The organism is Rhodohalobacter halophilus (assembly GCF_001715195.1).
Classification (GTDB): Bacteria; Bacteroidota; Rhodothermia; order Balneolales; family Balneolaceae; genus Rhodohalobacter; species Rhodohalobacter halophilus.
The window spans coordinates 101,993-126,424 of record NZ_MDWE01000011.1 but is presented as its reverse complement, the minus strand read 5'-3'; the positions used below and the strand labels follow the sequence as shown (position 1 = coordinate 126,424).

The 24,432-nt window shown below is 45.6% G+C and carries 21 protein-coding genes; 10 read left to right on the top strand and 11 right to left on the bottom strand.

Annotated features, from left to right (window positions below; all coding sequences use genetic code 11):
* Positions 1-21: 21 nt before the first annotated feature.
* The 6 genes from tsf to BG260_RS04070 all read left to right on the top strand — a co-directional run bounded on the left by tsf (position 22) and on the right by BG260_RS04070 (position 7,975).
* On the top strand, positions 22-852 hold the full coding sequence (tsf, locus tag BG260_RS04095; protein ID WP_069130662.1) for a translation elongation factor Ts: 831 nt from the start codon (positions 22-24) through the stop codon (positions 850-852).
* A 75-nt stretch (positions 853-927) separates the two neighbouring features.
* Positions 928-1,650, top strand: coding sequence for a UMP kinase (gene pyrH / locus BG260_RS04090; RefSeq protein WP_069130661.1), 723 nt, complete (start codon positions 928-930; stop codon positions 1,648-1,650).
* Between the two features lie 99 nt (positions 1,651-1,749).
* Entirely contained in the window at positions 1,750-2,319 is a 570-nt protein-coding gene (gene frr, locus BG260_RS04085) for a ribosome recycling factor (protein WP_069130660.1), read from the top strand.
* 143 nt (positions 2,320-2,462) lie between these two features.
* The gene (smc, locus tag BG260_RS04080; RefSeq protein ID WP_069130659.1) at positions 2,463-5,984 is read left to right on the top strand and encodes a chromosome segregation protein SMC; all 3,522 of its coding nucleotides are present in this window, start codon (positions 2,463-2,465) and stop codon (positions 5,982-5,984) included.
* 2 nt (positions 5,985-5,986) lie between these two features.
* The gene (gene mnmD / locus BG260_RS04075) at positions 5,987-6,763 is read left to right on the top strand and encodes a tRNA (5-methylaminomethyl-2-thiouridine)(34)-methyltransferase MnmD (RefSeq protein ID WP_069130658.1); all 777 of its coding nucleotides are present in this window, start codon (positions 5,987-5,989) and stop codon (positions 6,761-6,763) included.
* A gap of 30 nt (positions 6,764-6,793) precedes the next feature.
* Positions 6,794-7,975, top strand: coding sequence for a kynureninase/PvdN C-terminal domain-containing protein (locus tag BG260_RS04070; protein WP_069130657.1), 1,182 nt, complete (start codon positions 6,794-6,796; stop codon positions 7,973-7,975).
* Here the strand turns inward: BG260_RS04070 and BG260_RS04065 are convergent.
* Complete coding sequence (locus tag BG260_RS04065; protein ID WP_069130656.1) at positions 7,970-8,647, bottom strand: DUF3667 domain-containing protein; 678 nt, start codon at positions 8,645-8,647, stop codon at positions 7,970-7,972. The genes BG260_RS04070 and BG260_RS04065 overlap by 6 nt on opposite strands.
* Before the next feature lie 147 nt (positions 8,648-8,794).
* On the opposite strand from BG260_RS04065, the gene rpsU reads away from it, so the two are divergent.
* A complete protein-coding gene (gene rpsU, locus BG260_RS04060) occupies positions 8,795-8,989 on the top strand; it encodes a 30S ribosomal protein S21 (RefSeq protein ID WP_069130655.1) in 195 nt (64 codons plus the stop codon).
* A 17-nt stretch (positions 8,990-9,006) separates the two neighbouring features.
* Here the strand turns inward: rpsU and radA are convergent, their stop codons facing one another.
* The 3 genes from radA to BG260_RS04045 form a co-directional block, all read right to left on the bottom strand.
* Complete coding sequence (gene radA, locus BG260_RS04055; RefSeq protein WP_069130654.1) at positions 9,007-10,353, bottom strand: DNA repair protein RadA; 1,347 nt, start codon at positions 10,351-10,353, stop codon at positions 9,007-9,009.
* Positions 10,340-11,422 (bottom strand): lysylphosphatidylglycerol synthase transmembrane domain-containing protein, encoded by a 1,083-nt coding sequence (locus BG260_RS04050; protein WP_245683891.1) that lies wholly within the window; start codon positions 11,420-11,422, stop codon positions 10,340-10,342. The genes radA and BG260_RS04050 overlap by 14 nt, the downstream gene beginning before the upstream one ends.
* 112 nt (positions 11,423-11,534) lie before the next feature.
* Entirely contained in the window at positions 11,535-12,611 is a 1,077-nt protein-coding gene (locus BG260_RS04045; RefSeq protein WP_069130653.1) for a class I fructose-bisphosphate aldolase, read from the bottom strand.
* 190 nt (positions 12,612-12,801) lie between these two features.
* On the opposite strand from BG260_RS04045, the gene dusB reads away from it, so the two are divergent.
* Positions 12,802-13,791, top strand: a complete 990-nt coding sequence (gene dusB, locus BG260_RS04040; protein ID WP_069130652.1) for a tRNA dihydrouridine synthase DusB — start codon at positions 12,802-12,804, stop codon at positions 13,789-13,791.
* Positions 13,792-13,808: 17 nt separating this feature from the next.
* Here dusB and BG260_RS04035 read toward each other — a convergent pair whose 3' ends face one another.
* The 3 genes from BG260_RS04035 to serS all read right to left on the bottom strand — a co-directional run bounded on the left by BG260_RS04035 (position 13,809) and on the right by serS (position 17,963).
* A complete protein-coding gene (locus BG260_RS04035) occupies positions 13,809-14,288 on the bottom strand; it encodes a hypothetical protein (protein ID WP_069130651.1) in 480 nt (159 codons plus the stop codon).
* Positions 14,289-14,312: 24 nt separating this feature from the next.
* Positions 14,313-16,334, bottom strand: coding sequence for a S9 family peptidase (locus BG260_RS04030; protein WP_069130650.1), 2,022 nt, complete (start codon positions 16,332-16,334; stop codon positions 14,313-14,315).
* Positions 16,335-16,694: 360 nt separating this feature from the next.
* Positions 16,695-17,963, bottom strand: coding sequence for a serine--tRNA ligase (gene serS / locus BG260_RS04025; RefSeq protein ID WP_069130649.1), 1,269 nt, complete (start codon positions 17,961-17,963; stop codon positions 16,695-16,697).
* A 219-nt stretch (positions 17,964-18,182) separates the two neighbouring features.
* On the opposite strand from serS, the gene BG260_RS04020 reads away from it, so the two are divergent.
* Together BG260_RS04020 and BG260_RS04015 are read left to right on the top strand one after the other, a co-directional pair.
* Complete coding sequence (locus BG260_RS04020) at positions 18,183-18,662, top strand: Lrp/AsnC family transcriptional regulator (RefSeq protein WP_069130708.1); 480 nt, start codon at positions 18,183-18,185, stop codon at positions 18,660-18,662.
* 9 nt (positions 18,663-18,671) lie between these two features.
* The gene (locus BG260_RS04015; RefSeq protein WP_069130648.1) at positions 18,672-20,168 is read left to right on the top strand and encodes a hypothetical protein; all 1,497 of its coding nucleotides are present in this window, start codon (positions 18,672-18,674) and stop codon (positions 20,166-20,168) included.
* Here the strand turns inward: BG260_RS04015 and rpoN are convergent, their stop codons facing one another.
* From rpoN to obgE, 4 genes are read right to left on the bottom strand one after another with little or no spacing between them, the layout of a single operon-like run.
* Positions 20,169-21,686 carry an RNA polymerase factor sigma-54 gene (rpoN, locus tag BG260_RS04010; RefSeq protein WP_069130647.1) on the bottom strand — a complete coding sequence of 506 codons (1,518 nt, stop codon included), beginning with the start codon at positions 21,684-21,686 and terminating at the stop codon, positions 20,169-20,171. It lies immediately after the preceding gene.
* Positions 21,679-22,263: a DUF3109 family protein gene (locus tag BG260_RS04005; RefSeq protein WP_069130646.1), complete on the bottom strand. Its 585-nt coding sequence runs from the start codon at positions 22,261-22,263 to the stop codon at positions 21,679-21,681. Before BG260_RS04005 ends, rpoN begins: the two co-directional genes overlap by 8 nt.
* A gap of 36 nt (positions 22,264-22,299) precedes the next feature.
* Positions 22,300-23,421 carry a DNA-processing protein DprA gene (dprA, locus tag BG260_RS04000; RefSeq protein WP_087148681.1) on the bottom strand — a complete coding sequence of 374 codons (1,122 nt, stop codon included), beginning with the start codon at positions 23,419-23,421 and terminating at the stop codon, positions 22,300-22,302.
* A complete protein-coding gene (obgE, locus tag BG260_RS03995) occupies positions 23,399-24,397 on the bottom strand; it encodes a GTPase ObgE (protein ID WP_069130645.1) in 999 nt (332 codons plus the stop codon). The genes dprA and obgE overlap by 23 nt, the downstream gene beginning before the upstream one ends.
* Positions 24,398-24,432: the final 35 nt, after the last annotated feature.

The window sequence follows — 24,432 nt, the reverse complement described above, 5'->3', positions numbered from 1 at the left end:
ACTGAAAAATTTTCTGATCCAATGAGCATTAGTGCAAAAGATGTAAAAAAGCTTCGCGATGTAACCGGAGCGGGCATGATGGACTGTAAAAAAGCCCTCGCAGAAGCTGACGGCGATATGGACAAAGCTGTTGAGATTCTCCGTAAAAAAGGACAAAAGGTATCTGAGAAGCGTGCCGAACGTGAAGCCAATGAAGGATTGATCCTGACCCGTATCAGCGATGATCGTAAAAAGGCTTCGGCTATCGAAATCAATTGCGAAACAGATTTTGTGGCGCGTAATGATGACTTCCAGAATCAGGCCAAAACATTTTTGGATGCTGCCTACGATAACGACATCACCAGCGCAGATGATCTGATGAGTGTAGAAATTGACGGGCTGACCGTTGAGAAGCACCTGGAGCAAATGGTCGGTAAAATCGGTGAGAAAATCGAAATCGCCCGTGTTGTACTCGTTGAAACGGACGGAACCCTGATCGACTACATCCATCCGGGCAATCAGCTTGGCGTGCTTGTAGATTTTGACGGAGACCTTTCTGACGACAACGTTGGAAAAGATATAGCGATGCAGATTGCTGCTATGAATCCGCTTTCTGCTACACGTGACGGCGTTGACGCTTCCGTTGTTGAGAAAGAACTTGAGATTGCAAAAGAGCAACTCATCAACGAAGGAAAACCGGAAGAGATTGCTGAGAAAGCAGCAAAAGGAAAACTCCGACGTTTCTACGAAGAACGCGTTCTCCACGAACAGAAATTCGTGAAAGACAACGGAATTTCCGTGAAAGAGTATCTGGAGCAAAACAATGCTCCCCTCGTCAAGAACTTCTATCGATTGCAGCTTGGCGAAGCATAATTTATTTATCTTCAAAAAAGGCTACCTTCAAAAGGTGGCCTTTTTTATATCTATGAACTTCTAAATAAATAACCAGTGGCAAATCAATATAAGCGAATACTGCTCAAGTTAAGCGGCGAAGCACTTTTAGGAGAACAGGGACACGGGATTGACGCGGATATCCTCTCTCAATATGCAGACGAGGTAAAGGCAGTTCAGGAAGAGGGAGTTGAAGTTTCCGTGGTAATTGGCGGAGGAAATATTTTTCGCGGTGTGAAAGGCGCGACAGAAGGAATGGATCGCGTGCAGGGAGATTACATGGGAATGCTGGCCACTATGATCAACAGCATGGCATTTCAGGATGCATTGGAACGTAAAGGGGTACACACCAGACTAATGAGCGCTATCCGGATGGAGGAGATTGCCGAGCCTTATATTCGACGAAGAGCCATCCGGCACCTGGAGAAAGGCCGGGTTGTGATTTTTGGCGCCGGAACCGGGAATCCCTACTTCACCACTGATACAGCCGCCTCGCTGCGTGCCATAGAAATTGAGGCGGATGTCATTCTAAAAGGTACACGTGTTGATGGAATTTACGATTCAGATCCGGAACAGAACAACGACGCCGTTAAATTTGACAGAATCACCGGCGATGAAATTTTACGCCGCAGGCTAAGCGTGATGGACCTTACAGCCTTCACCCTCTGCCGGGACAACGAAACCCCAATCATTGTATTTAACATGAATGAGAAGGGTAATCTCAAAAAAGTTGTCTGTTCGGAACACGCTGTCGGTACAACCGTTGTTTGGGATGAGTAGCAGTTTTCTTAAATTCACACATTGATTAAAAACCTGCTGTTAGGGTTCGATTTTCATGAACCCGCGAGTAAACTTTCAGATTAAATTGAACAGACTGCCATGATACCAGAAGAAATTCAGTTGATTATTGACGATGCCGATGACAAGATGAAGGAGGCTGCCGCTTTTTGTAAAAAAGAGCTCTCTCATATTCGGGCAGGTAAAGCCACTACGTCCCTTCTTGACGGAATTAAAGTGAACTACTATGGTTCACAAACTCCATTGAATCAGCTTGCATCTGTTTCTGCACCGGAAGCCCGCCTGCTGGTTGTACAACCGTTCGATAAATCATCCATGGAGGATATTGAGAAGGCGATCATGTCTTCCGGACTCGGCCTGAATCCAAACAACGACGGCAATATTATTCGTATTCCCCTTCCTATGCTCTCTGAAGAGCGCAGAAAAGAGTTGGTAAAACATGCCAAGGAAGTTGGAGAGAAAGCGCGTATAAGTATTCGAAATACGCGGCGGGATGCGAATGACGAAATCAAAAAAACGGTACAGGAAGAGTCTCTCCCTGAAGACAGCCGTTTTGAAGGGGAAGATGAAATTCAGAAGCTGACAGACAAATACATTGAAATGGTTGACAAGATGCTGGAAACCAAAGAAGAAGAGATTATGACTGTATAATTGTGCAGTTTGATCCCCTCTATTTTTAAACATGGTATTTCATCGTCAAATCTGTTTTCTTGTACTGAGCAAACTGATTTAGCGATGGTATAAATACCATGTTTTTTTATTTTCAGCCGTTCCCTATTTATACAAATTAGAACATGTATATATCCGATTTAGAACTTCACGGGTTTAAGAGTTTTGCACACAAAACTCATGTAAAATTTGACAGTGGTATCACTGCAATTGTAGGGCCGAACGGCTGCGGGAAATCCAATGTGGTGGATGCCCTCAGATGGGTGTTGGGGGAACAGCGCCCTACCCTTCTCCGCTCAAGTGCCATGAGCAACGTTATTTTTAACGGTACAGCTAAAAAGAAAGCCCTCGGCCTGGCTGAAGTCTCCCTAACTTTTGTGAACAACAAAGGTATCCTGCCCGTAGAGTACAGCGAGCTAACCATCACCCGAAGACTCTATCGTTCCGGTGACAGCGAATATCTGATTAACAATACACCCTGCCGGCTTAAGGATATCATGGAACTGTTTATGGACACGGGGATGAGTTCAGACGCTTATTCCGTGATTGAACTCAAAATGGTTGAGGAAATTCTGAACGACCGGAATAATGATCGCCGGCGACTGTTTGAAGAGGCCGCCGGTGTAACCCGCTATAAAGATCAGCGGAAAAAAACGTTCCGAAAGCTGGATGAGACGATGAAAGACCTTCAGCGGCTTGAGGATATTTTAGTTGAAGTTCGGAAAAAAGCACGTTCTCTTGAAATTCAGGCAGACAAAGCTGCCAAAGCCAAAGCGTATCAAAAAGAACTGACCTCCCTGGATCAGGGATACACTCTCCATCAGTTCAATGCCGTCAAAGATGAGCTCGAACCGCTTCAGGAACGGATTGACAACGCGGATAAGGAGAAAAAGGAAATTGCCCAAAAAGTAGAAGAGCTTGAAGGAAATGAAGAGAAATCACGAAACCTGTTGCTGGAAAAAGAGCGCAATCAGGCGGAAGCTCAACGAAGGGTAAGTCAGCTCCACGCATCCATCAGGGATATGGAGACCAATCTGCGCATCACCAAAGAGAAGATTGTAAACGAAGAGGGGGTAATAGAGCAGCACCAGAATGATATTGAACAGGCCTCCAAGGATTTAACGGAGCTCGAGCAGCTCAAAAAGGAGAGTATCGAAAAGCTTGAAAATTTTGACGACGAACGGGAAAAGTCCGAACAGAGTCTGACAAGTTCAAAAGAACGATTTAACGAAGTTCAGCAGAAGTTTACGAAAGTACGTCATGAATTGTATGAGCTGGAAATTGAGATCAGTGACGTCAATAAAAAACTCACCAAACTTCAGTCGGACCGCATTAAACTTGAATCGAAACTGGAGAACAGTGAAGATGACCGGTTGCGGATTGATCGTGATATTGAAGACCTGGAAGAGGAGGTCATCAATGCAAAGGGCGAGCTGAAACTTGTTCAGGATAAATTGAAAGAAGCTAACAGCGAACTTGAACAGAAAGAGGTGAAGCTTGAGAAGGCTGTGGAGAAACGGCGCGAGCTTGAGAGCCAGCGAGAAGAGCTACGGGAGGCAATACGCTCTCTGAAAAGTAGAAAAGATGCAGTTTCGTCGGAGATCTCCCTGATGGAGAGTCTGGCGGAATCGAATGAAGCTCTCCCCTCCTCCATCACCTATCTGACCGAGAACCATTCGGATAATTTTTCGAAATTAACCCCGGTCGGTGATGTTCTGCATACGACTGAAGAACTTGCGCCGGCCCTGGAAATGGCACTCGGTGAAATGATCAACTTTTTGATTGTGGACTCGATGGATGACGCCATTCGGGCCTCTAAAATTTTGAAGGAAGAGAGCAAAGGACGCGCCACATTTATCCCCTTAAACGAGCTGAACAGCAACTATGAAGTGCTTGGGGAATCAATCTATCATAAGGTGAACTGCGACTCTGAATTTGATCAAGCTGCGCAACTGCTGCTGGGCACCACGCTCCTGGCCGATTCGATTGAAGTGGGTAAAGGCGCCTTGAAAAATGGTGTTTCTGCTGCTGTCACCAAAGATGGTGATCTAATCACAGCTAACCGGTTTTTGAAGAGCGGAAGTAAAAATAAGCAAGCCGGTGTACGCCTCGGTTTAAAAGACAAACTCGAAAAACTGGAAGGTAATCGTCAAAAAGTTGAGGAGTCTCTAAACAAAAAAGAGAACGAGCTTTCCAAGCTAAATGGAGAGCTGGAAACTCTGGATGCCGAATCCATTCGCCGACAAATTAAAGAGGTGCAGAAATCGATCCGCCAATTTGAGCAGCAGGCGAGCCGGTGGAATTCCAATGCACAGGTATATGAGAAGAATATCAACGATCTGAAGAATCGGAAATCCAACCTGCAATCTAACCTAGACTCTGCACAGGAAGAGCTGGATGCACTTCACCCTCAGCAAAAAGAGCTTCAGCAGAAAATTACAGAGCTGAGTAAGCAACAGAAGCAAAAAAAGGATGTACTGCAAAAACTTGAGGATGAACGGGCGATTGCTCAGAATCGATATAATGATGCGCAGCTGAAACACCAGGATGTAAAGAACAAAGCTCATAACCTGGAGCGGGATATTGAACGTGCCGAGAACGGCATTAAGAGTATGAAAAGCCGTCTCACTTCCCGCAAAGAGCTGATGACGGAGAGTAAGGAGAAGATCGAAAAGTATAGGTATGCTATTGAGCAGACTGAAAAACAGCTCTCCATCAAAAAAGAGAGTAAACAGGAAGCGGATGAAAAACTTGCAGCGGCTGAAGAGGCGAGCAGCAAGCAGCGGGGCATCATCAACGAAATAGAGAAAGAGCTGAAGGAGCTGAGACGACGGAAAGATGTAAATCTGGAGCTGGTACATCATCTCTCCATGGCACATGAGAAACTGGAGATGAAAGCCCAGTCGCTTTCCGATCACATCTGGGAAACCTATGGAATATTGATGGATCAGGTGGAACATTCACTCCCTGAGGATATGAAACCGGAGGATGCCAAAGAGCGGATTGCATGGCTGCGTCAAAAACTGAACAGAATCGGGGATGTAAACCCGTTGGCTATTGAGGAGTTTAAAGAGGAAAAAGAACGCCTCGACTTTTATGAGGAGCAGATTGAGGATCTCCGACAGGCTGAGGAGGAGATGCGGGAGACGATCGATGAGATTAATCAAACAGCAACCCAGCGCTTTAACGAGACGTTTGAAAAGATCCGGGAGAACTTCAAAAATGTATTCAACACGCTTTTTCATGAAGATGATTATTGTGATTTGCTGATTGAACAGGATGCAGAAGATCCTCTGGAAGCTAAAATAGACATCAAAGCAAATCCAAAAGGTAAGCGTCCGTCGAGCATCAACCAGCTTTCGGGCGGTGAAAAAACCTTGACGGCGATTGCACTGCTCTTTGCCATCTACCTGGTAAAGCCTTCTCCGTTTTGTGTTTTGGACGAAGTTGACGCACCGCTTGATGATGCCAACATCGAGCGTTTTGCATCGATGATCCGAAAGTTCAGTGAAGACACTCAATTCATCATTATTACGCACAACAAAAAAACGATGTCGAAAGCGGAAATGATGTACGGCATCACTATGCCTGAGACAGGTGTGAGCCGATTGGTTGGAGTGAAACTGGATGAAGTTGCAAGCGCGTAAAGATGGAATCAGTACCTGATCAACCCATCGTTTCGAAAACAAAAGATGGGTCCACTACACTCTACTCGGCCCGGTTTGATCAGCACTACCACAATCCGAACGGAGCTGTTTCAGAAAGCAGAATTGTCTTCTTTGAAACTTCCGGACTGCTTGATGATCTGCCCCAAAAAGAGCAGTTGAACATTTTTGAAATGGGATTTGGTACCGGCCTGAACCTTATTCTGCTGAAGGATTACCTTGAGAAGTCTGTCCATCCGCCCCGCGTCACATTCTACTCTGTTGAGGCTTTTCCCGTGGATGTGTTGACTGCACAGGGTTTTGATTTTGGAGATGAGCTCAATCAAACCGGTTACCGGGAACTTCTGCCACAAATTTTTGAGAAGGTAAAACCCGGATTGAACACATTTCACCTTAACGACTATCTTACATTACAACTCTTTATCGGCCGGTTTGAAGAGATGCCGGACCCTGACCAGCCGACCCACTATATTTTTCATGATCCGTTCTCCCCAGAGGTAAATGAAGAGCTCTGGACTCCGGACGTTTTTACCAGACTTCACTCATTTTCGGCAAAAAGCGCAAAATTGGCCACCTATTGCGCCGCATCCAAGGCGCGTGCAGCTATGGCCGTTGGCGGCTGGAAAGTCGCCAAAGCACCGGGCGCACTCGGTAAGAGGGAAATGACCCTTGCAGCCGTGGACGAAAAAGCTCTCGGCAGCCTAAAACGGGTGAATGAACAGCGTCTGACAGAGCGTTACCGAAAAGGAGATTTCGACTGAGTCACGACTTTAATTTAATCATACCCAGATATGGATTTCGATAAACTGGCAAAAGCACTTCAGCCCCACTACTCCCATTTCAATGTGGCAAACCGCCTGCTATTCACCGGTCATTCCCATCAAGCCTGGCCTGATGTTGCTTTTGACGGAGTGCGCGAATATATGCAGATGGTTGCCGACAAAGTTGACACCAAATGGGAGCCTGCTTTTGAAAAAACCGAAGTTCTGAGAAATTATCTGAGAAGATATTATGATGATCCGGACGGGAGGTACTGCAGAGAACAAAACACCCATGTGCTGATGGTCTCCTGGCTTTCGTCACTCAACCTGACCAATAAACCGAAGATTATCACCACCACCGGTGAGTTTCACTCGATGTATCGTCAGCTCAGCAGATATAAAGAGCTTGGTATGGATGTGGTTTTTCTGCCTCATGAAAATGATGAAAAGCTGTTGGAAAAAATCAACAGGGAAGCGGATTCAGACACATCGGCAATCATGCTCTCCCGGGTTTACTTTGAAACATCCGAAGTGAACACAAAACTGGGAGAGATCGCAAACATTGCCAAAGAACGTGAAATTTCGATTCTGATCGACGACTACCACGGAACCAATGTAGTGCCCCTCTCCATTCGTCAAGACGGCTTAGAGCACTGCTATATCCTTATTGGAGGGTATAAATACCTGCAGTGGGGAGAAGCCAACTGTTTTCTTCGCTTTCCGTCCGACTGCAACTTAAAACCCGGTGTAACCGGATGGTTCGCCTCATTTGAAACGCTCGATGAACCGCGGGATGACCGGGCTGTATCATTTGATGAGGGGGATCAAAAGTTTGCTACCGGAACGTACGATCCCATCTCACAATACAGGGCGGCTGCAGTATCTCATTTTTTTGACCGGATGGGACTCAATTCAGAAACTCTGAGCAATCAATACTCCGCTCAGGTTCAATATTTGCGGGAGTTGTTTGATGAGAAACAATTTGATGAGCATCTTATCAAACACGCCAACTCAAGGGCTGTTGACCAGACGGGAGGCTTCTTAGCTCTTCAAGCTCCGCATGCACGTACATTGAGGCAAATCTTACTCGATGCCGGTGTGTTTACAGATGCTCGCGGAGATATTATTCGATTTGGTCCTGCACCATACACAACATCAGAACAGTGCCGGTCTGCCGTGGATGAACTTGGAAAAGCCGTTCAAATGCTATAGGGACCCGGACATCTCAACAATTCGGTTTATTGCAAAAATCATATATCCTATCACAGCGGCTGCAAACCCCGTGAGCATCGAGTAAAGGACAAACCCGATTACAAAAGTGGAAATGATTCGGGTCCAGATCAGAAAGGATGAATTCAGAATATACGACTTATAAATCCAAAGAATAGGTATTGCAAGCGATACTGCGGGGAGCGTTGCATTTGCAAGCGGCTCGTTGAGCGGCACTCCGGAAAAGATCCAGATTGGAATTAGAGCCAGCTGAAACAGCATGGAAGCTCCTACAGCATAGCTGTTCAACACCAACAGTTTGAAAAATCCGGCCAGGTAATCGCGAAAGAAAAATAGCCCTCCGACTGCGAGCATGGGCACCAGAATAAGCGCTGAAGAGAGGGGTAAAAATTGTGTTGTTGATCGAACCGTGCTTATCTGAATCCACTCGGCAATCTCCTGCATCTGCTCATTTTCTGTTTCCATTTCTGTAAGTACCGGCTCAAATGCGAAATCAACAAGGAGTGTGTTAACCATAGTAACAACAACAGCAGCCACCATCAAAAAGAGAAACGGGTGCATATATTTTCTCTCCTCCAATTCCAGAAACGGGTCTATAACATTGCGAGGATGGGTTAGGAGCTCTTTTAACGTTTGAATAAATGTGTGAATCATGTCAATATTTTTACCGGATTCCTTATAAATACTGTCCCATAAGATAAGATCTTCAAGAGGAATGTTTTTTTAAGAATGGAACTGTTTTTTTGTTAAAAGCTTTTTATATTTGGAGTCTGTATAAAATTCAAAAACTCAACATTAGGTATGATCGGAGTAAAAGTTAAAGATAACGAAAGTATTGACCGCGCGATTAATCGCTTCAAGAAAATGGTAACACGTTCACGAGTGCTGAATGAGTACAAAGAGCGTCAGCAGTACACAAAGCCATCTGAAGAGCGACGAGAAGCTCTCAAGAAGAGTATTCGCGAAGAGAGAAGACGTCAGAGAGAAAACTACTAAAGGCAGTGTTTGGGCTGCTATTTTAGAGCCTTCATCAAATGATCCGCGGGGTTCAACTTCATGTTAAACGTACCCGCGGTATCGCTGACCGGCAGAACAGCATTTTTAAATCCCATCTTCTCTGCTTCAGACAACCGTTGTTTTAAAAACGGCACTCTTCTCACCTCACCGCCAAGTCCCACTTCACCTATATAGAGTGATTTATCACGGATAGGTGTGTCTTTTAAACTGGAGGCAAGTGCAGCTACGACTGCCAAGTCTGCGGCTGTATCGTTTATTTTTAGACCGCCGGCCACATTTAAGTAGACATCCTGTCCGGCAAAACCCATTGCCGCTCGCTTCTCAAGTACGGCAATCAACAGCGACAGCCTGCGCTGATCAAACCCACTTGCTGTACGCTGCGGTGTGCTATAGTTACTTGGTGTCACAAGAGCCTGTATTTCAATCAAAATTGGCCGGGACCCCTCCATGATACAGGTCACGCAGTTTCCGCTGATATCACTGTTCATCTCTGCGAGAAACAGGTCAGATGGATTAATAACTTCATGCAGCCCGGTATCTCGCATTTCAAAGACTCCCACTTCATTTGCGGGACCGAAACGATTTTTGACGCCCCTCAACAACCTGTGAAGCTGACTTTGATCCCCCTCAAAATGGAGAACCGTATCTACCATGTGTTCCAGAATTCGAGGCCCGGCAATATCCCCCTCCTTTGTTACGTGCCCGATCATCAGCGTGGTGATTCCCTCTTTTTTAGCCAACTGCTGAAACATAGCCGAGCACTCTCTAATCTGCTGTACACTTCCGGGAAGACTGCTTAATTCCGAACTAAATACCGTTTGAATGGAGTCAACCACCAGAATGTCCGGTTTAATTTTTCTTGCCTGATCGATCACATTGCGAACATCGGTATTGTTATAAATAAGCAGGTTTTCACCGCTCATTCCAATTCGGCCGGCTCGTTGTTTAATCTGTGAGGCGGACTCCTCCCCGGCAATGTAGAGTATTTTCAGATCGGACCTCTCTTTGGCTACCTGCAGCATCAGCGTACTTTTCCCGATGCCGGGATCTCCCCCCAAAAGCAGAAATGAGCCATCCACAACCCCTCCGCCCAAAACACGATCAAATTCAACCAGATTGGTGCTGGTTCTCTCCTCTTTCGACTGTTTAACCTCAGAAAGTGCAACTGCATCCGGACTCTCTGTGTTAGATATGTCAACCTTATGTTTTTTTGAGCTTGATTTCTTCTCTGTAAACTTCTCTTCAAACGTATGCCATTCGCCACAGGCCGGGCATAATCCAAGCCATTTTGCAGATAGGTGTCCACACGCAGAGCATTCATATTGAATTTTAGGTTTCGCCATCTGCCCCACCCTTGTCTGCTTCTGTATTTATCTCATCAATTTTTTCTGATACCGTTGTATTCACATACCAGAGCATAGCTATAATTCCTATTCCTATGGCGAAATAGTAAGTAATAAATCGCCAGACAAATACGGCCAATCCGATAAAGGCAGTACGGTCAATCAGCGGCCCCAAAAAAACGGCAAACAAACCTTCCACACCGCCCGAACCGCCGGGAGTAGGAATCACCAAAAATGCCAGATTCATCGAAAGACTCCTGAGAATCAAAAGAATTTCATCACCGGGCAGCAGACTCAAAATTACAATGACAGGAAGAGCAACCCTGCAGAGCCAGCTCATGGTTGACAGAAAAAAAGCTTTCATGACAAAACTCATCGGTTTGTTTCTGAGCTCCCTGGAATAATCGACCATATTATCCGCTTCAGCATTCACCTTATCGGCAAATTTGCGTAATACCGGAAGTCTGAAAACCACTTCAATAATTCTCTTCATTGCGGCCGGATTAATAAGCAACCCGTAGGTAAGCAATCCGCCATAAATCAACAATCCGGCATATATCAAAAACATCGTTACGTTACCCACCATCCCAATTCCATCCGGAATCACATTAAAATAGATACTCGAAATTAGCAGAATTGGAACCGCCATAGCATACCAAAATTGATCTAAAAGCACACCATAAAGTACAATAGCGGAGGACTTACCCAACTTGAGCCCTTCTCGCGTCATTGCATAGGTAGCAACAGGCGCTCCGCCTATTGTGGAAGGAGTTACAGCCGATGCAAAATCCCAGGTAAGCGCAATCCTGATAGAAGCCCACCAATCGATGGCCTTATCGGCCAGAAAACGAATTTTTGCTGCAAAAAAATAGACCTTTAAAAACATCACCCCAATTGCGATAAAAATACCGGGTAGACGTTTTGGAACAAGATGCTCTAATATTCCGGGCGTGTATGTAAGGTAAATAACAACGGCCATACTGATCATGCTCAACGATATAGACAGTGCCATATATCGAAATGAGATCAGTGAACCGCTATTTTCTGTATGTTCTTCAGCTTCCTGCAATTGATGTATTTTTCTTGGAAGGGAATATAGACCCCGTTGTAGAAATATTTACTCTCTATATAAATAGAAAGGCCGCACATATTTTTCTGTACGGCCTTTTGAAGATAAGAAATTAAGCGATGGTTATCTCGTCATTGAGATAGACATCCTGAATGAAGTTGAGCAGTTTCACACCCTCATTCATCGGTCTCTGAAACGCTTTACGACCACTAATTAGCCCCATACCGCCGGCACGCTTATTAATTACGGCTGTTTTTACCGCATCGGCAAAGTCGTCGCTGCCGGAAGCACCGCCTGAGTTAATGAGTCCTGCACGCCCCATATATCCGTTTGCAACCTGGTAACGGGTAAGATCAATCGGGTGATCGGTTGCCAACTCAGTATAAATACGCTCATCAAGCTTTCCGTAGGATGAATCTCCGGTATTCAGAGCTTTATAACCGCCATTGTTCGTTGGCAATTTCTGCTTCACGATATCCGCTCCAATGGTCACACCCAGGTGGTTCGCCTGGCCGGTCAAATCAGCAGATGTGTGATAATCTTTTCCGCCCACTTTAAATGCAGAATTCCTGGTATAGCACCACAGAACAGTAGCCATTCCCAGCTCGTGTGCATACTCAAACGCTTCGGCAACTTCCACAATCTGGCGGGTTGACTCTTCTGAACCGAAGTAGATGGTTGCTCCCACTGCCGCGGCGCCCATGTCGTAGGCTTTCTGAATACTGCCGAACATAATCTGGTCGTAGGTATTTGGGTAAGTAAGCAGTTCGTTGTGATTAATTTTCACAAGAAATGGAATCTTGTGAGCATACTTTCTTGCTACAGACCCAAGCACTCCAAACGTTGAAGCTACGGCATTACACCCCCCTTCAATAGCGAGCTCAACAATTTTCTCCGGGTCAAAATAGTCCGGGTTCTTAGCAAAGGAAGCTCCGCCACTGTGCTCTACCCCCTGATCGACCGGTAAAATTGACAGGTATCCGGTTCCGGCCAGACGGCCGTGGTTTAACATCCACTCAAGATTTCCCAGTACCCGGTTGTTTCGGTCTGAATGGTACCAAACATCATCCACGTACGTTGATGACGGTATGTGTAGTTTCTCCTTTGGAATAGTTGTGCAAGTGTGGTTGAGCAGCTTATCGGCGTCATCGCCCAGCAGCTCTTCAATTCCTGAAATTGCAAGTGCCATTGATTAACTCCCGTTAATTTATTGAAATTTGTTTTAAAGCAGCTATTAATATACATGTTCAATTATCAAATGGCTATTGCTTGAACAGGATTCCATCCATGAAAGCGCTTTGTTTTTTATAAATTTCTACCATTATGTGAGAAACCGTAAAAATCCTTATTTTTGAAAGTCTGTAACCAAAAATAAGTTTATGAAAATTGATCAGATAGATTTAGGTAATCGACCGCTTTTTCTTGCTCCGATGGAGGATGTAACCGACTCCCCGTTTCGCCAAATATGCAGGCGAAAGGGCGCGGATATCGTATATACCGAGTTTATCAGTTCGGAAGCTATCATTCGAGATTCGGATATCGCCCAGCACAAAATGGATTTTGCGGAGATGGAGCGGCCGTTTGGAATACAGATTTTTGGCGGGCGCGAAGAGGCGATGGAAGGAGCCACAAAAGTAGCCGTCGCAAACAATCCGGATGTGATAGATATCAATTTCGGCTGTCCGGTCTACAAAATTGTAAAGAAAGGCGCCGGAGCCGGATGCCTCAAAGATCTCGATATGATGGAGAGAATGGCCGGAACCGTTGTCGATGCTGCCGGAGATTTTCCGGTTACCGTTAAAACACGCCTTGGGTGGGACGATCAATCGATCCGTATTCAGGAAGTAGCACTGATGCTTCAGAGTGTTGGCGTGAAGGCGCTTACGGTTCACGCACGAACCCGTGCTCAAAAATATAAAGGCGATGCCCGATGGGACTATCTGAAAAAACTAACCGAAACACCAGGACTGGAAATACCCATCATCGGAAACGGTGATGTCGACTCTCCCGAGAAGGCCAGACAGATGTTTGATGAGACCGGGGTTGACGGTGTAATGATCGGACGCGGTGCAATTGGAAATCCATGGATTTTTGAGCAGACACGCCACTACTTTGAAACCGGGGAGCTCCTGCCGGATCCAACCGTAAAGGAGCGGCTTGAACTGTGTGCTCAGCAGCTGCGCTTGTCTGTGGATCACCATGGAGAACGCTATGGCGTCATCATCATGAAAAAACATTACGGACAGTACCTGAAGGGTATCCGAAACGGGAAAAAGCTGCGCGGTGAAATTATGAACGAAAAAGAGATGCAGCCCATTCTTGAGAAATTGCTTAACTTCAAGGAGGATAAACTCTACGCGGTAGCATAGCAGCTATGTTACACCATTTACAGTAAAATGCAGGCAATCAGCAAACCCAAGAGACTTCCTCCAAACCCAATGGCCAGATTTTGCAGAAATCTTCCACGGCTTGATGGACTCCAACCTTCGTCGATATGCCGAAAAAGCGACGCATAGAGTATTCCGGGCCACCAAAAACCAAATCCTGTAACCAGGTCAAAGACAGGTTCAATCAATATTCCTGAAGGGAGATTTAACCACGCCCTGTACCAGAATATTGCAGTACAAATCAGAGAAGTCAGAAAAATGATAAGGCCATTAATTATAGCGGTTTTCTTATCTGCTGCTTTGCCGGCTTTTATTGCTCTCACAACAGAAATAAGAAGGGCTCCGACAATTCCTGCAAGAGCCCATTCATGAAAAAATTCAGCATCCGGCAAGGCGACAAGGCCTATCAGGACAAATGATATCAGAAAGTTGGCACGATATGCCCAAAACTCTTTTATCATCTGTTCTGTCCGGCTCATCAAATACCGAATTTAATTAAAGATTTAATCCTCCTCAGAATTCTCATCTTCTTTATTCAATTCCCTTTCCCACGGCTCCCACTCCATTCCGCGTGCATATTTTTGAATCCATCGAATCTCTTCCACATCCCTTACACGTTGATTTCTTGGTTCACGAATTCCGTGCCCTTCTCGCTTAAACTCAATATACCGGGTATCTACTTTTCCGATATCTTTCAGGAAGGTGAAGAAAATCAGGCTCTGTTGCGGAGTATCCACACGATCACGATCGCCATGTAAAAACAGTGTTGGTGTATTCACATTTGCTGCATGAGTGGCTGCCGATCGCTCCCGATAGCCCTCCGGATTCGTCCACGGCTCACCGCCAATGTACCACAACCGCACATCGTGGTTAAAACCCATGGCATATTCAGAGGTCCAGTCGAATACTCCGGCACCCAATGATGCCGCTTTAAACCGATCTGTTTTGGTGATGGTGGTTCCGCCCAGAATTCCACCGTAGCTCCACCCGCGCACGGCCATCTGTTCTTCATCAATCCAGTTCTGATCGATCAGCATATCCACGCCGCTCATCAGGTCCTCATAATCGCCATCGCCGATGTCTTCAATGTTGCCTCTCAGAAGTTCATCACCGTAAGCTGTGCTCCCGCGCACATTCGGAGCGAGCTGCACATATCCAAGGCCGGCCCAGACGTGGTATTGCGGACTGAATGAATTTCTGAAAACACCTGCCGGGCCGCCATGAATGTGTAATAAAAATGGAGCTGATCCATCTTGTTGAATATCTACCGGAGTGTATTTCAATCCTTCAATTTCCAATCCGTCGTAACTTTCCCACTGTACCACTTCATAATCAGCAAGTATCAGGCTGTCTCGCACAAATGGATTCAGATCCGTTAACCGAACCGGATCATCCAAGTTTTCAAATGAGGCTGCATAGAGATCACGCGGTGTTTGAACATCCTCGAATGTAAACAGTACATGATCCCTGGTACGATTCATATCAACAATAGAAACTGACCCTTGACGATCGGTGTGCTGTGTGACTTCACCCGACTGCAGGTCCATCGAAAAGATGTTGGAATTGGTTTTTACGGAGCCTGAAAAATAGATCGTCTCACCATCCGGTGACATATGAACAGAGCCGATATTTCCATTGAACTGACCGGAAATCATCTCATATTCTTTTGAGTCAACATGCATTCTCCAAAGTTTACTTTGGTGCAATTCCCACTCCTCATCATGAGCGGCCGAATATAGGATGTGCTGATTATCGGGCAGCCAGTTGAGCCCACCCTCGGGCACTTCATTTTCTGTTAACTGCACGGCGGTGGAGTCGCCTACTTCAAGTAAGTAGATCTCTGACAGATACTGCTGATTTCTGCGATTTTCAAACCGCGCAGTGTAAACGATCCGCTCCTGGTTTGGCGATACCGCAAAACTACCCACGATTAACTCGCCTGATGTAAGTTTCGTCTCTTCTTTTGAGTCGATATCAAACTTCCAGATGTTATTCCAGCTTCCTTCCGTTTGGCCATGCGGAGGTTCATCCACAAATAGCTGGTCGTAACCGGCTTTGTACTCTTTCTCCTCATCTGAAGAGCGAGGGACACTCGATACAAAGTAGATCGCTTTACTATCCGTCCCCCACTCATAAGAACCAATACTGTTTTTATGTTCAGTCAGCTGAACCGCTTCACCTCCGGTTGTAGGTAATAAAAAGAGCTGCTGTTTATCGTCAACAGAGCGCTTAAGCGAGATGTACTTTCCATCCGGAGAGTACTTCATATCACTGCCGCCCGCTTCTCCGATATATTGATAGACGGCACCGCTGTCGGCCGGGATGTAGTAGTACTTGGTTTCGCGTTTATTATCGTCCCAGTTCAGGGTTGATTTACCAAAAATAACTGCGTTACCATCCGGTGATATCATAGCTGAACCGAGCCGGTCCATGTTGATGATATCATCCGTTGTCATCGGTCGCTTCTGAGCAAAAGCCGACGAAACGAACAGTGTAAAAAAGAGAAAGAGAACAATTCTTTTCATAGTGAGCCAATTAGATTAGTGAATTGGTTCACAATATAAGAGTTGCATGTAGAAATGAAATAACAGGATTGAAAAAGTTGGTTAATATCAATCCGGGATTTCCTAACCAGATATAAAATGTCTCTCGCAGATACTCGCTGATAGTGCCGCAGAGATTCGCAGAAAAAAAGCAAAGCACTTTACCTGATTTATCTATTACCGTTGACTTCAATCAACGGGCTGGAAGAAGCTTACCCCACAAGCAGGGCTTTAGCCCTTAATTAAGATTTATTCTAGCATTGCTTAAGGCTTAAAGTTAAAGCCTCAGCGAAATTCTACGAGGTAATCTGCGCAAAACTGCGAGAAAAAACTCGAATATGATTAGATTATTTCCGCCCCCATAAACGGCCGCAGTACTTCCGGCACTTTCACATCACCGGATTCGGTTTGATAGGTTTCAATAATAGCCGCAACCACCCTTGGCAGCGCCAGTCCTGATCCGTTCAGCGTGTGGAGCATTTCTGTTTTGCCTTTCTCATTTTTGAAACGGAGCTGCATCCGTCGAGCCTGAAATGAACCGAAGTTGGAGCAGGAACTCACTTCCAGCCAGCGCTGTTGGCCCGGGCTCCAAACTTCCAGATCGTATTTTTTGGTCTGCGTAAAGCCCATGTCTCCGGTGCACATCAAAAGAGTTCTATATGGCAGTTTTAATTTCTCAAGAAGAGATTCTGCGTACTCCCGCAGAGACTCCAGTTCGTCATCGGACGTATCCGGATGAACAATTTTCACCAGTTCCACCTTGTCAAACTGATGGAGACGATTCAGCCCGCGTACATCTTTCCCGTAACTTCCCGCTTCCCGCCGCCAGCAAGGCGTGTAGGCCGCGTATCGAATGGGCAATTCTTCTTTTGACAAAATCTCGTCCCTGTGGAAGTTCGTAACCGGAACTTCAGCAGTGGGTATGGCAAAAAAACCATCCCGCGGAATGGTATACATCATGTCTTCCTTGTCCGGAATCTGACCGGTTCCTCTGGCTGAATCTTCATTCACAAAATAGGGAGCCTGCAGTTCGGTATATCCCTGTTCCACTGCTTCATTTAAAAAGAAGTTGATAAGCGCCCGCTGCAGCCGCGCCATCTTGCCAACATAAAACGGAAACCCTGCACCGGTCACTTTTGAACCGCGATCAAAATCGATCCATTTTTTATCTTCAGCGATATCCCAATGCGGCTGCAGCCACTCTTCATCTGCTTGCTCGCCCCAGGTTTTAAAGACTTCATTATCCTCTTCGCTATATCCAACAGGAACAGAAGCATCCGGCACATTCGGTATGCTATAGAGAAGATTATCTCGTTCCTCTGCCACCACCGATACTTTCTCTTCCAGCTCTTTAAGCTTCTCTTTTCCTTCAGACGTCTCTTTAATAATCGCCTGAGCCTCCTCTTTCTTGCCCTGCCCCATCAGTTTACCGATCTCTTTGGAGAGACTGTTATTCTCTGCACGAAGCGTGTCGATCTCTGTTACAAGCGAACGCCACTCCTCATCTTTTTGAATGACTTTGTCAACAGCATCGGCACTCTTTTCGCCTTTGTTGATCATCCCCTGTTTAACCAGCTCAGGATTTTCTCTGATAAATGTGATATCAAGCATGAATGGAGGTTTGTGTCGGTTTAAAGTTGAATTTCAGCGGAGCAGCAACCGCCAAATGTACCCAAAGATACGAGTCGAAACACCTGCATTGAAATTTTTCTCCCGGGCTATTTTTTTGTAAAAAAAATTTTACGATTCACACACAAAAGTCCATTGATATCTTAACTAATTAAGGATATTTTCTATACAGATTAGAAATCTTAGGCAAATATGACCGATATGAACCATCAACTGGATGAAACAGACATAAAAATTTTAAATCATCTCCAAAAACACGGGCGGGCACAGCGAAACACCATTGCAGATATCGTCCACCTATCCGTTCCATCCGTTTCAGAAAGGATGAGGAAGCTGGAAGAGAAAGGGTTAATCTCAGACTATAACGCAATACTGGATGCTAAGAAATTCAACTTCGACATAACGGCTTTTATCTTTGTAGAGGTGGATGGATCAGAGCGTTATCCAAGCTTTGTAGAGCATGTTACCGAACACCCTGAGGTGCTGGAGTGCCATTCCATTACCGGAGACGGATCCCACATTCTTAAAGTGCGCACAAAGAATACCGAATCATTCGAAAAATTTCTCTCACTTGTACAATCCTGGGACGGCGTATCCCGAACTCGATCCAATATTGTGCTCTCCAGTTTTAAAGAGACTCGCGAACTCCCAATCGAACGAACTGTTGAAATCAAAAAATAGCGGAGCATTTTGCTGCCACTGATTCTTGCATTCCTTTTAATGGGTCTCGGGGATGTTTACCAAAGTTCTTCCGAGCAGGAAACTGACACCTCCCTGGGACATCGCATCGCTCTTTCTCTGGAGGGAGAATTGCCAAATCTGTCTGAAGATCAGTATCAACAAGCATCATCTGGTGGCATCGACTTTCTGCTTTTCAATCATCTGGAACAGTTACAGGGAGTTCCTGTTGAACCGTTTTATCTGATTTTTCAATTCCCGATTGAATATCCAACTCTCAGCAAAATCGAATCAGAGTCTTCACAGTTCATTCGAGAGATCATTTCAGAGACAAATGATCTAGCAAACCGATACCCAGGTAAAATTACATCCGTCGGTCTTTTTAAATATCCGAATGAGATTCACCCCCGATTTAACGTACAGGCAGCAGCTATTGCAGACTCTGTAAAAGCAGGAGTTCAACTGCCGGTATTTTTTCAAACCGCTCTATCAGATGGATCGAGACCGCGCCCACAACATGTTGACTTCAGAGTTTACACCGATCTGGAAAATAATCCCGTGCAAAATCGAAATGCCGTACACTTTCGACCTTCAGAGGATTTGAGGGAATCACTCATTAGGTTGGAGCAACTGGTCGTCGAAACACTCCGGCATGAGGAGAGTCTGATCATCCTGCCGGCAGAATGGTATTTTCAGGAAATCTCCACGAAGCCAGATTTCGAAATTATTTTCAGCTCATACCGTGACGGGGTGCATATCCCATTTCCAATTCCATACCGGGCTGAGACACCCCCGGCCATGAACTGGAACGTCATTTTTCTTTTTGTCATATTTGGGTCCATTCTGGTACATGCCCGGCTGCAACCGGCCTATCTTCCATCACTATCGCGCTACTTTTTCAATCACTCATTCTACCTTGAAGATGTACTGGAGCATCGGATTCGAAATATGATCCCCGGTCTCATCATATTACTTCAACACGCGCTCACTACCGGAGTTATCTTCTACTTGTCAGCAGAAATGCTTTTCAACTCAATTGGCCTTGAAGTGTTACGTCATCACTTCTCATCTATTTTGTGGACTTCGAACCCCTATTTATCCCTTTTCATTTTCGGATTCGTTCTTGCAGTTTTTCTCCAGGTGATATCGGTTCTCTGGCTGCATCTGCCCAACAAAAATCTGAGACATCTGAGCCAGACGCTAAATCTCTATGCATGGCCTTTGCACATCAACTTTTTAGTCGCGGCAATATTTATCGTGCTTTATGGAAGTAATCCCGGTGATACACTGATTGCATCCATTCTGATTGCCTATCTGTTCGTCTGGTTTATGAGCTTCAACTTTGCTGCTCTCGATGCGTCCAAATATCTCGAACGGCTCAAACTGGTCTATCTTCTCGTTACGGTGGGTTTACACATTCTGCTTTTTGGGTACCTCTTCTGGGCAGCGTTTAATTTCCCGTCCATTCACGAACCCCTACAAATGGCTCTAACGTTCAGCGGACATTGATCAGATGATCTGCTTTCTGAGCCGGGCTACAGGCAACTGAAGCTGCTCCCTGTATTTACTGACCGTCCGCCGGGCAACTTTATACCCTTTCTCTTTCAATAAATCTGTCAGTGCCTGGTCGCTATACGGCTTATTTTTATCCTCATTGTCAATAATATCCTCTAATACATTCTTCACTTCCCGGCTTGAAACTTCTTCGCCGCTCTCCGTTTCCAGCCCCTCACTAAAAAAGTACTTCAACTCGAATACACCAAAATTGGTCTGCACATACTTTCCATTCACCACACGGGAAACCGTTGAGATGTCCATCTTAATTCGATCAGCCACATCTTTTAAGATCATTGGCTTTAACCCTTCACCATGTTTAAAAAACTCCTCCTGAAGAGACACAATGGTGCGCATCGTTTTCATGAGGGTATTTTGCCGCTGCCGTATCGAGTCGATAAACCACTGCGCCGACTCCACTTTATCCTTGATGAAATTTTTGGCCTGCTTGTCGCCCCCATCTTTGCTTTTTAGCTGCTCCCACATCCGTTTATACTCCGGTGATATTCGTAACGGAGGCACATTCCGCTGACTCAACCGTATAATAAATTCCCCTTCCCCGCCCTCATCGTCTTCATCCGATGGTTCGTAATAAACCTCAAAATCGGGTTCGATATACTGCTGATTGTCCTCATCCGGATTTGCAACACCACCCGGTTTTGGGTTCAATCCTTTAATCAGTTCAAAAACTTCACGGAGCTCTTCATCATCAATATTCAGCCGGTTTTTGAGTTTACTGAAATGCTTCTTCTCAAAACTTTCCCAATACTCATCAAGCATCTGAATTGCTACAGACTTGATTTCACTCTCATGGTTCGAGCTTCTGAGCTGTACCAAAAGGCAGTCGCGCAAATCCCGCGATGCAATCCCAACGGGGTCGAGCTTCTGAATCATTTTTCTAACGCGCTCAACCTGATCCGCACTGACCAGCTTACCGTGATTGAATGCAATGTTATCTACCACCGCCTCCGTCTCGCGTCGAAAATATCCATCTTTGTCGAGTGAGCCGAGAATCTGATCGGCAATCAGCATCTCCTCCTCATCCAGGTCGAGCAGCGTTACCTGGCTCTCCAGCTCCTCCAGTAAGCTTTGATGATATGGGTTTGGCAAATCCCGCCAATCTTCCTCACCCGATGACTTTGAGAACCCGGAATAGATATTTCCATCATACTCCGTGTTATGCATGAACGTTTCCCAGTCAATCTCATCGTTTTGATCCACCGGGTCGATGTCGGGTTCATCCTCCGATTTAGGTTTCTCCTCCTTTTCCCATTCCGGCTCGCCTTCCTGAAGCGTCTCCTCCGCAATCGGGTCGGCTTCTTCCAAAACTGGGTTCATCTCTATCTCTTCCTTTACACGCTGTTCGAGGCCAATCGTAGGCAGTTGCAGCAGTTTCACAAACTGAATCTGCTGTGGCGATAGCTTCTGCTGCTGACTCTGCTTTTGCGATATATTCTGACCTGTCTTAAGCAATCTTCGCTTCCCTCACTTCTTCACATGCGGCTAAAAATTCTCCGTACCACTGCTCACCATAGCGGCGAATCAGTGCCGTTTTCAAAAAATCTGCAAGATAGATACCATTTTTTTCGCCATTCCTGCAAGCGGCTGAGCAGAGCTCTTCGATATACTCATAATTGGCATAATCCATCCCGGCAATCTGTTTCAGCCTCACAGGGTATAAATGACAACTGATCGGTTTTTCCCAGTTAAACTCACCATTGTAATAAGCGTTTTGAATTGCACAGGTTGCCACACCATTAGTATCTTTTTCAACAAATATACACTCTCCGGAATCGATACAATTGATCTCGTACCCTTCTTCTGAATTGCCAAGCACAATCCCTTCCTTCTCTGCTTTCTGAACTGCTTCAGGGTCTAAGCGCGACTTTAAGTTTTTAAATGCTTTTCGAATCACCGGTATTTCGCCTTTGCCAACCGGTGCACCGGCATCACCTATCACACAGCAGGCGCCTTTACACTTGGTGATATTGCAGGCAAACTTGGCCGTAGCGATGTCTTCACTTAATATTACATCCTGTACTCGTATCATAACCGGTTAACGCCTCGAATGGTTAACAATTCTATACTATTTTGTTTCAAAATATTTACCCGCTTTTTGAACCACTGCTCCTTTCAGTTCTAATGAAAGCATCTCAGGAAGTAATTTATAGGTTGGTTCGCCAATCAGCTCGCTGAGCTGATCGATATGTTTTGCGGAGCCGTCTATTACCTCACAAATCTTCTTCTCATTATCAGACAGATCTAACTGTTTCCAAACAGGCTGTACCGGTTTGCCAAGCTCTTCCGACGATGTAGTATTTACGGAGATCTCCTCCAGAATATCATCAATATCACGAACCAGCTTGCCCTGTCCGTTCTGTATCAGATAGTTGCAGCCTTCCCCCTTCATATAGCCAAGTTGGTGCGGAATCACAAATACCTCACGGTTTTGATCAAGTGCATATCGGGCTGTGATCATGCTGCCGCCTTTCACTCCACTTTCAATGACCAAAACGCCATGACTCATTCCGCTCACAATACGATTTCTTCCCGGAAAATTTTTCGCATCCGGTTTAGTACCCGGTGGAAATTCAGTTAGAATGATTCCATTATTTTCTATAATTCGTTTTGCCAGGGGTTTATTCCTGTTGGGGTAGATCACATCAATCCCGGAACCGAGAACCGCTACCGTTTTCCCACCTTTATCAACTGCCGTCTGATGGGCTTTCGCATCTATTCCGTATGCCAGCCCGCTATTAACAGCCAGCCCTTTTTGAACAAGTTTTTCGCTCCAGAGTTCAGCCTGCTTTAAACCATAACTTCCCGGATTCCGAGTTCCAACAACCGCTATTCCGGGAGTTTTGAGTGCATTCAGATCCCCTTTGTACCACAAAATAAGCGGGGGATCATAGATATGCTTTAACAATTCTGGATAGTCTTCATCATCATAAGCTACCAGCCCGGCGCCGGAGTCTTCCGTTTTTTCGAGAATTCTATCCACTTTATCCCACTCATCAAATCGGCTTACATTTACGGCTATCTGCTCCCCGATTCCGTCTGCTTTTTGATAGTCGCAGATATCCAATTCAAACAGCTGATCTGCGCTCTCTACACCCGATAGCTGCATGAGTTTTCTTGCACGACCCGGTCCCATTTCAGGAATCAAATCCAGCGCAATAAGGGCTCTATGATGTCTCTTCCGGCTCAATTTCGTTCAGCTTTTTCCAAATCAGCTCTTTCAGTTCTTCCACTTTGTGTCCCGTTGCCGATGAGATGTATACGATATCCGTATCGTCCTCAATCTCCACGGGCTCTTCAAGTTCAAAACCTTCAACAAGGTCCATCTTAGTAATGGCCAGTATTCTCGGTTTTTCGAGAAGGTCTGCTCTGTACTCCTTCAGTTCATGCAATAGTGCATGATATTCCTGCTTGATATCCGTATCGCAACCAACCATAAATAGCAGCAGCTTGTTACGTTCGATATGTCTTAAAAACTGCAGCCCTAATCCTTTTCCTTCGTGGGCATCCTCAATAATTCCCGGGATATCGGCCATTACAAAACTACGATAATCGGAAAAAGTAACCACACCGAGATTGGGTTCGAGAGTTGTAAATGGGTAGTCACCAATTTTGGGTTTAGCCTCAGAAAGAGCCGAAAGCAATGTGCTCTTCCCGGCATTCGGAAATCCTACCAATCCTACATCCGCAATGAGCTTAAGCTCAAGCTCAACAGTTCTCTCCTCACCGGCTTCCCCCTCCTGGGCATGTTGAGGAGTTTGATTGGTCGCACTCCTAAAGTGCCAGTTACCAAGCCCGCCTTTCCCGCCTCTCGCAATAACAATCTTTTCATCATGTTCGGTGATCTCTCCCAACCGCTCGCGGGTTTCTGCATCATACACCACGGTTCCAAGAGGCACTTCCAGCACTTCAGGTTCACCATCTTTTCCCGATTTTCTTGAGGTGTGTCCGCGCTCCCCATGGTCTGCCTTGATAAACTTTCGGTACCGCAGATCGAGCAGTGTGTTAAGCTGCTGATTCCCCTTCAGCACCACATCACCTCCTTTTCCGCCGTCTCCTCCATCGGGTCCGCCTTTGGGTACATACTTCTCCCTGCGGAAGTGGGACATTCCCTCGCCACCTTTTCCTGCTGTAACATAAATTTTCGCGTAATCGGCAAATCTCATGATCCTTCTCTTCCTTTAAACTAAAAACTCTGCGC